Origin of the sequence: Frondihabitans sp. VKM Ac-2883 (assembly GCF_015350875.1) — a bacterium.
Classification (GTDB): Bacteria; Actinomycetota; Actinomycetes; order Actinomycetales; family Microbacteriaceae; genus Frondihabitans.
Map to the genome: position 1 here is coordinate 22,636 of NZ_JADKSF010000013.1, position 7,192 is coordinate 29,827.

Below are 7,192 nucleotides of genomic sequence, written 5' to 3' on the forward strand. Positions count from 1 at the left end.
AGTTGTAGCGGAATCGTTCGTATTTGCTACGTCTGTTGCGCTCGCGCGGCGAGCCGGAGTGCTTGCACGGAACGGAAGTGTTGTTCCGAGCGGTGGCGGCCGTTGGCGGGAGACGGATGTGGTGCTGCGATGACCGGGAGGAGTCGGGGGTGCTCGTCCAGGGTGAGGTGTCGCATGACGCCGTCGAGGGCGACGGCCCCGTACGTGACGATCGCAGTGAGCGCGGGGAGGGCCGCGAGCAGTGTGGCAAGGGCATGCCGCCCCTCGTCGATGTCCGCGAGTCGCACGCGGTCGGGCAGTTCCCATGGGATGAGGTTCCAGCGGACGTACTCGCCGCGTGCGAGTCCGGACTCGATACGGGCTGCTCGGAACGCGGCCGCGGTCGGGCCCGGGTTGTCCTCGCTGCAGATAGCTGCGTGCGCTGCGGCGATGGTCTGGGGGCCGGGCGACTGCATCAGGACCAGGACGCGGCTGGACCTGCCGCCGGATCGTGGGTCGAAGCTCGGGACGAACCGTCGGCTGCCGTCGGGCGCGGTCCGCCACGTCTCCGCGAGACCGTTCAGCGATCGAACGTCAGCGAGTTCCTCGGGGGTACTCATGCCGGCTGTGGCGGTGCCAGCAGGGTGCCACGGATGACGGATCCGTGAAAGGTGCGAAGGGCAACGGTGATCCATGCGGCGACGAGGCCGGCGTAGTAGATGACGGCGAGGACGGCAACGACGGTCAGGCCTGAGTGCAGGGCGAGCCCGTTGAGTCCGGTGACGCAGGTGCCGACGGGGAACGTGAACGACCACCAGGTCAGGCTGAACGGCAGGTGTTCGCGGGCGGTCCGGACAGTCACGGCGAGGGCGATGACGGTCCACAGCAGCGCGAAGCCGAGCATCGCGAACCCGTACACCAGCGCCACGATCAGGAGCGCGTGGGCGGTGGATTCGTCGACGACGGTGGGGGCGTTCGAGGCGAGGAGGTTCACCGCCGTGATCGACTGTCCGACCGGTCCGAGGACGATCCACAGGGTCGGCACCATTCCGGCGGCACCGACCTTGTGGAGCGCGAGCCGGTTCCAGATCAACGTGATCACGACCAGCGACGTCACGAGACTGAGGCCGAAGAAGCCGTAGCAGGACCACAGCAGTGTCTCGCGCCACTGTCCGGCGGGGGCGTAGGGCAGGAGGAGCGCGCCGGTGGACGCGGACACCATCGGCGGGACGATCGGCATCAGCCAACCGCCGAACGCGGAGTCGGGCTTGTTCTCGTGGCGGGTGAACGCCAGGTACGGCACCAGGACTGCCGTGAGCAGTCCTCCGATGGTGCCGATGGTCCACAGGACCCAGTCGATGGTCACGGCGGCGGGCAGGCCGATCCAGTCCTTGCCGAGCAGGAGTGTCCCGGCGCCGACGGTGAGGAACGCCATCGGTGGTGCGCCGTAGAAGTGGGAGATGACCGGGTTGAGGTGGTGCCCGGCTGCGGTGCTCCGGTAGCGGATCCAGTGCAGCACCGTCGCGATCGTGAGGGCGACGAGGAGCACCGCGGCGATCGCCCACACGACCGTCGCCGCGAACCGGAGTCCCGGGAACTGCAGTGGGAGTGACGCAGCTGCGACGGCGACGATGCCCGTGCCCATGATCGACGCGAACCAGTTCGGTGTGAGATTCGACACGATCAGGCCCGGCCGCTCCAGATCGCGGAACAACGCCGTCTGCGGCCGTTGGGGCAGCTGGCTACCGTTCGCGGGTGCAGGGTCGGTGCGGAGCGTTGTCATGGGCCAAGCCTGCGCGAATCCTGCCTCTGGCGGTACCGGGAACCTCTTGGCGGGGCACAATCGTTGATTGTGACACTACGGCGACTCACGGACCGAACGCTCGACCTCGACACACTCGACGTGCTCGCACGCGTCGCCGAGACCGGCTCGCTCTCCGCTGCCGCTGGAGCGCTCGGCGTCACGCAACAGGCAGTGTCTGCTCGGATCCGGGTCGCCGAGCGCATGGTCGGTCACTTGTTGGTGCACCGCTCGACCACGGGGTCGGTGCTGACCGAGACCGGCCGGCTCGTCGTCGGGCTGGCCGGACCGGTCCTCGACGCGTCTCGCCACCTCGAGGCAGGAGTGGCTGTGCTGCGGGCTCCGACGGGTTCGCTCGTCGTCGCGGCGTCACAGACCATCGCGGAGCTGCTGCTGCCGGGCTGGCTGCTCGAATTCCGCCGCCGTGAACCCGACATGCGGGTGCGTCTGATCGCGGGCAACTCCGCCGCGGTGGCGGATCTCGTGCAGTCGGGTGGCGCGGACCTCGGGTTCACGGAGACCCCGGTGGTGGCGGCAGGTGTGTCCGCGCAGGTGATCGCGGACGATGAGCTCGCGGTCGTCGTTGCGCCGGACCATCCCTGGGCTCGGTCGACCGGGATCACTGCGGAGGTCCTGGCGGCGACGGCTCTGCTCCTGCGGGAAGAAGGTTCCGGGACTCGCGCGACCCTCGCCGCATGGCTCAGGGAGGCCGGTTTGAGCATGTCGGTTCCGGCCGCGGTGCTGGAGACCACGAGCATCATCCGGGCGAACGCACAGGCCGGAATCGCACCGGCGGTGATGAGCCTTCGCACGGTCGCCGCCGACATCAACGACGGGTCGCTGGTGCGGGTCCCGCTCGCCGGGCCGCCACTTGCCCGGCCGTTGCGGGCGATCTGGTCGGGAGAGCCCCAGCCAGCTGGTTCTGCTTTCCTGCGCGTCGCCCACGAGGTGGCCGGTCGGGGTCAGCGCAGCCCGTAGGGCAGCTCCGGATTGTTCTCCGCGATCTCGGTGAGCCGGTTGTACTTCGCGACGCGTTCTCCGCGGGCGGGGGCGCCGGACTTGATCTGTCCGGTTCCGCTGCCGACGACGAGGTCCGCGATGAACGTGTCGGTGGTTTCCCCGGACCGGTGCGACACCATGCTCCGCATCCCGAGCGAGCGTGCGACGCCGATCGCGTCGAGGGTCTGGGAGACGGTGCCGATCTGGTTCGGCTTGATGAGCGCTGCATTCGAGAGCCCGTCCTTCCCGCCGTCGCGGATGCGCTGCGGATCGGTGACGTAGAGATCATCGCCGACGATCTGGAGCATGCCGCCGAGCGCGGACGACATCGCCTTCCAGCCGCCGTGGTCATCTTCGGAGAAGCCGTCTTCGATGCTCCGGATCGGATACCGGCTGATGAGGTCGCGGTAGTAGTCGACCATGCCTGCGCGGTCGAGCCGGCGGTCCACGACCCGGTAGCTACCGTCACCGAGCGCGAACTCGTTCGCCGCCGGGTCGAGTGCGATCGCGACGGTGTCGACGCCGGGCTCGTAGCCAGCGGCACTGATCGCGGCGACGAGGAGGTCGAGGGCCTCCTCGGGCGCGGCGATCGATGGCGCGAAGCCACCTTCGTCGCCGAGACCGAGACTGCCGAACCGTTCCCGGACCAGTGCCGCCAGTGCGTGGTAGACGTCTGACCCGATCCGAACCGCGTCGGTCATGGTGTCGGCGTTCACCGGGGCGATCATGAACTCCTGGAAGTCGAGCGCGTTCGCTGCGTGCGCTCCGCCGTTGAGGACGTTGAAGTGCGGGACGGGCAAGCGAGGCGTGCTGCCGGTGACGTCTGCGATCCAACGCCAGAGCGGCAGCTCCGCTGCGGCGGCGAGAGCGCGTGCCATCGCGATCGAGGTCGCGACGACACTGTTCGCGCCGAGCCGGCGGTAATTCGGGGTGCTGTCGAGGGCAGCGAGGGCGGCGTCGACCTGCCCGATTGAGGTCCACGACTGGCCGGTGATCATCGGTGCGACGTCCGCCGTGATGAGGTGCAGTGCCTGGCTCACGTCGCGGCCGCCGTAGCTGCTGCCGCCGTCGCGAAGCTCGACAGCCTCATGCGCGCCAGTGGATGCGCCTGCGGGGGCGTCGCCGGTGACGACGGTGCCGTCCTCGAGCTCGAGATGCACCTGGATCGTTGGGTAGCCGCGGGAGTCGAGGATCCGGGAGCCGTGCAGGCTGCTGATGGTGACGGGGCGGCTGGTGTGGGTCACGTACTCGCCCTGATGGTGGGTGGTGTGGTGGACGTTGCTGATGTAGTCGTTCATGGCGGTTGTCGCCTTTCGGGTTCGTCGTGCGGGTGTGGGCCGCGGGGAGGCGGAGGGACGACCTCCTGGCGATCACTGGGCGCCAGTTGCCTCCCCGCGGCGGTTCAGGGCGCGCACTGGATGGTGCGCGGGTGCGCGGGTGCGCGGGTGCGCGGGTGCCGGTCAGGGGTGCGGGGTGAACCGTTCCTGTGCGGCGCGGATGATGGCTTCGGCGTCGACACGGTTCGCCCACCCGTTGGTGGTGACGTGCTTGCCGTGCTCGATCTCCTTGTAGTGGGCGAAGAAGTGCTCGATTTCCACCAGGACCGGCTCGGCGACGTCGGTGATGTCCTGGACGTGGTCGAAGCGGACGTCTCCGGCGGGGACGGTGAGGATCTTGTCATCGCCGCCGTTCTCGTCGACCATGCGGAGCATCCCGACCGGGCGGACGTCGATGACGACGCCGGGGAACGTGGGCCGGGGCAGCAGCACGAGCGCGTCGAGGGGGTCGCCGTCATCGCCGAGAGTGTCGTCGATCGAGCCGTAGTCCTGCGGGAACACCATGCTGGTGAACACCGCCCGGTCCAGGCGGATCCGTCCGGTGGTGTGGTCGACCTCGTACTTGTTGCCGCTGCCGCGGGGGATCTCGATCGTGATGTCGAAGTGCATGAGCTGTTCTTCTCCGAGTCGGATGGTCAAGTGAGGGTGCCGAGGGTGACGCCCCCGGCGGCTGCGGCGACGGAGACGACGAGCATCCCAAGCCCGTTCACGGCAGCCGCGGTGGTGCGGCCGGTGCGTGCGAGGCGGACGGTCTCGAAGCTGGCGGTGCTGAACGTGGTGTAGCCACCCATGAGCCCTGTTCCGAGCACCGCGACGGGGGTGGCGCCGAGGTGACCGGCGGCGCCGGTGATCAAGCCCAGCAGGAACGAGCCGGTGATGTTGATCGTCAGCGTCCCGACCGGGAGCCGGAACTGCCGACCCCGGTTGATCGCACCATCCACGAAGAACCGTGCGGCCGCGCCGACACCGCCAGCGACCGCGACGCTGAGGAAGGCCAGGGCGCTCATGATGTGGCCCCGTTCGGTCGGACCAAACCCGCGATCGCGAGGCCGCTACCGGTGGCGATCGCGCCGGCGAGGACCGTCAGGAGCGCGTACCCGGTGCCGGCCAACCCGCGGCCAGCGAGGAACAACACCGCGGTGCTGGTCGCGAGGGTGCTGTAGGTGGTGAACCCGCCGAGGACACCGGTTCCCAGAAGCAGGCGCAGTGTCCGGCGGCGACCCTCGTCAGGTCCGCGATGCGCGAGGTGTTCCAGCAGCACACCCAGTAGGAGCGCGCCGGCGATGTTGATCCAGAAGATCGCCCAGGACACCTCCTGCTGAGCGGGGAAGGCGGTGCTGAGTCCGTCGCGTGCGGCGGTACCGATGGCGCCGCCGAGTGCGACGACACCGAGGTACCGCCACCGCAGATGCACTGGCCGGTCGATACGTTCCGGGTCGTTGGCGTCGATGTCTGGGTCGGGCGGGAGCTGCCCATCGGGCAGGTGGGTGTCCGTTCGGGAGGTCATGTTCCACCTTCCGCAGCGACCGCTGCCGCTGCTGCTCGTGCTGCCGGATGCAGGTACTCCCCACCCCGCGGACAGAACCCACCGTCGCCGTCGAACCGGTAGATCAGGGGTTCGCCCGTGGGGAGGTTCAGGTCCGCGAGCTCACCGTCAGTTAGGCCGTCCATGCAGGCACACAGTGCCCGCAGTGAGTTGCCGTGCGCGACGACGAGCACTGTCTGCCCGTCGCGGAGTGCCGGGGTGATGCTGTGCGACAGGACGGGTTGGACCCGGCGGATGACGTCGGAGAGTGTTTCGGTTCGACGAAGTGCCGCCCACGGCAGTCCACGAAGCGCCGGCGTCCGCCGGAGCGCCAGCCACGCGCGGATCGACATGCGTGGTGGCCGTCCCGTGCGGGTCCGACGAACAGCGAAGAACTGCTCCGCCCCCAACGCCGCTTGCGCATTCTGCTTGGACATGCCGGTGAGGGCGCCGTAGTTCCGCTCGTTCAACCGCCACGTCGACTCGATCGGCGCATCACGTCCGAGGACGTCGGTGACGAGCTCCGCCGTGTGGAGCGCCCGCTCGAGCGTCGACGTGAGCACGAGGTCCGGTCGGATGCCGGCATGCAGAAGTAGCAACCCAGCCCGATTCGCTTCGGCGCTGCCCTGTTCGGTCAGCGCGACGTCTCGCAAGCCGGTGAAGGTGCCGGCAGCGTTCGCAGTGCTCTGTCCGTGGCGGAGCAGAACAAGCTGGCCGGTCACGGGGTGTCCAACGGCAGTGGGGCATCGAACCCGACCGGATCAACGGGCACTACGAGCACTGAACGGTGCTGCTGATGGGTCAGCCGTACCGCGACCGACCCCGTGAAGAACTCCGCGATTCGACCCGCTCCCGTCCTGGCCCCGACGACCAGCATCGCCGCGTCGCGGTCTTCGGCCACCTGCGACAGTGCCCGGCTCGGATCCCCGACACCCGGGACGAACGTGACGTCGACGCCGTAGGTCGTTGCGGCAGCACGTACTGCCGCCTTGTCACTGTCCGACAAGCCCTGCGGTGTCGTGTCAGCGGTGTCAGGGTCGATCGGTTCCACCATCACCGACCCGTCCGAGCGCGTACCGGCATCGAAGAGCGATGCATCCACGCTGACGCACACCAGCGTCGTACCGAAGCGCCGCGCGATAGACGACGCAACCTCGATGACCCCCGGAGCGAGGCCGGGCAGGACGCCGACGACGACCGGTCCGGAACCGATTGGTGCTGTCATGACACTCCCTACCTCAGGCGCGCAGAAGCGCGACCAGCTGAGATAGGGACTGTTGTCGACAACTGTCGAGGTTGGGTCCGGCAAGCCCCACTACCGGGTCCGAAGACACCACCATTATGCACCCGAACCCCAAGTCACGCGGGCCGTCTCGCGCACCCGCGACGTCCCGACACCGAAGGAAGCGATTCCGACGACACGGAGCGAAGCTGCCCACACCACTCCCCCACCGCCGCAGGTGTGTCCGGGGAGCGACCGGCTACCGGGCACCTGCAGGAGGCGTGCTTTTTCTAATGGCTCGTTCTGCGATGACCGGCGGCGGTACTGAG

Annotated in this window: 10 protein-coding genes; 1 reads left to right on the forward strand and 9 read right to left on the reverse strand. The window is 68.7% G+C overall.

From position 1 onward, the window contains the following. Positions 1 to 26: 26 nt before the first annotated feature. Both ITJ49_RS17010 and ITJ49_RS17015 read right to left on the reverse strand, forming a co-directional pair. Complete coding sequence (locus tag ITJ49_RS17010; RefSeq protein ID WP_055950118.1) at positions 27 to 599, reverse strand: uracil-DNA glycosylase family protein; 573 nt, start codon at positions 597 to 599, stop codon at positions 27 to 29. Further along, the gene (locus ITJ49_RS17015) at positions 596 to 1,762 is read right to left on the reverse strand and encodes a TDT family transporter (RefSeq protein ID WP_055950121.1); all 1,167 of its coding nucleotides are present in this window, start codon (positions 1,760 to 1,762) and stop codon (positions 596 to 598) included. The genes ITJ49_RS17010 and ITJ49_RS17015 overlap by 4 nt, the downstream gene beginning before the upstream one ends. Positions 1,763 to 1,831: 69 nt before the next feature. On the opposite strand from ITJ49_RS17015, the gene ITJ49_RS17020 reads away from it, so the two are divergent. After that, positions 1,832 to 2,758, forward strand: coding sequence for a LysR family transcriptional regulator (locus ITJ49_RS17020; protein WP_194606735.1), 927 nt, complete (start codon positions 1,832 to 1,834; stop codon positions 2,756 to 2,758). On the opposite strand, the gene eno is transcribed toward ITJ49_RS17020, so the two are convergent. The 7 genes from eno to ITJ49_RS17730 form a co-directional block, all read right to left on the reverse strand. Then, a complete protein-coding gene (gene eno / locus ITJ49_RS17025; protein WP_082473849.1) occupies positions 2,743 to 4,077 on the reverse strand; it encodes a phosphopyruvate hydratase in 1,335 nt (444 codons plus the stop codon). The two genes, ITJ49_RS17020 and eno, sit on opposite strands and share 16 nt — an antisense overlap. Positions 4,078 to 4,239: 162 nt before the next feature. Next, positions 4,240 to 4,725 (reverse strand): inorganic diphosphatase, encoded by a 486-nt coding sequence (locus ITJ49_RS17030; protein ID WP_055950127.1) that lies wholly within the window; start codon positions 4,723 to 4,725, stop codon positions 4,240 to 4,242. Positions 4,726 to 4,751: 26 nt separating this feature from the next. After that, positions 4,752 to 5,123 (reverse strand): CrcB family protein, encoded by a 372-nt coding sequence (locus ITJ49_RS17035; protein ID WP_055960823.1) that lies wholly within the window; start codon positions 5,121 to 5,123, stop codon positions 4,752 to 4,754. Then, positions 5,120 to 5,623 carry a CrcB family protein gene (locus tag ITJ49_RS17040; protein ID WP_228506157.1) on the reverse strand — a complete coding sequence of 168 codons (504 nt, stop codon included), beginning with the start codon at positions 5,621 to 5,623 and terminating at the stop codon, positions 5,120 to 5,122. The genes ITJ49_RS17035 and ITJ49_RS17040 overlap by 4 nt, the downstream gene beginning before the upstream one ends. Further along, positions 5,620 to 6,363, reverse strand: a complete 744-nt coding sequence (locus tag ITJ49_RS17045; protein ID WP_055960826.1) for a 2,3-diphosphoglycerate-dependent phosphoglycerate mutase — start codon at positions 6,361 to 6,363, stop codon at positions 5,620 to 5,622. The genes ITJ49_RS17040 and ITJ49_RS17045 overlap by 4 nt, the downstream gene beginning before the upstream one ends. Beyond that, positions 6,360 to 6,866 carry a universal stress protein gene (locus ITJ49_RS17050; protein ID WP_055960828.1) on the reverse strand — a complete coding sequence of 169 codons (507 nt, stop codon included), beginning with the start codon at positions 6,864 to 6,866 and terminating at the stop codon, positions 6,360 to 6,362. Before ITJ49_RS17050 ends, ITJ49_RS17045 begins: the two co-directional genes overlap by 4 nt. A 114-nt stretch (positions 6,867 to 6,980) precedes the next feature. Next, a partial coding sequence (locus ITJ49_RS17730) for a hypothetical protein (RefSeq protein ID WP_228514661.1) occupies positions 6,981 to 7,192 on the reverse strand: 212 nt, incomplete at its 5' end.

What these genes read in the sequence shown, in the direction of transcription:
- ITJ49_RS17050 (WP_055960828.1), bottom strand. Translation starts at nt 6,866, where the DNA reads ATGACAGCACCAATCGGTTCCGGACCGGTCGTCGTCGGCGTCCTGCCC.
- ITJ49_RS17015 (WP_055950121.1), bottom strand. Translation starts at nt 1,762, where the DNA reads ATGACAACGCTCCGCACCGACCCTGCACCCGCGAACGGTAGCCAGCTG.
- eno (WP_082473849.1), bottom strand. Translation starts at nt 4,077, where the DNA reads ATGAACGACTACATCAGCAACGTCCACCACACCACCCACCATCAGGGC.
- ITJ49_RS17035 (WP_055960823.1), bottom strand. Translation starts at nt 5,123, where the DNA reads ATGAGCGCCCTGGCCTTCCTCAGCGTCGCGGTCGCTGGCGGTGTCGGC.
- ITJ49_RS17010 (WP_055950118.1), bottom strand. Translation starts at nt 599, where the DNA reads ATGAGTACCCCCGAGGAACTCGCTGACGTTCGATCGCTGAACGGTCTC.
- ITJ49_RS17030 (WP_055950127.1), bottom strand. Translation starts at nt 4,725, where the DNA reads ATGCACTTCGACATCACGATCGAGATCCCCCGCGGCAGCGGCAACAAG.
- ITJ49_RS17040 (WP_228506157.1), bottom strand. Translation starts at nt 5,623, where the DNA reads ATGACCTCCCGAACGGACACCCACCTGCCCGATGGGCAGCTCCCGCCC.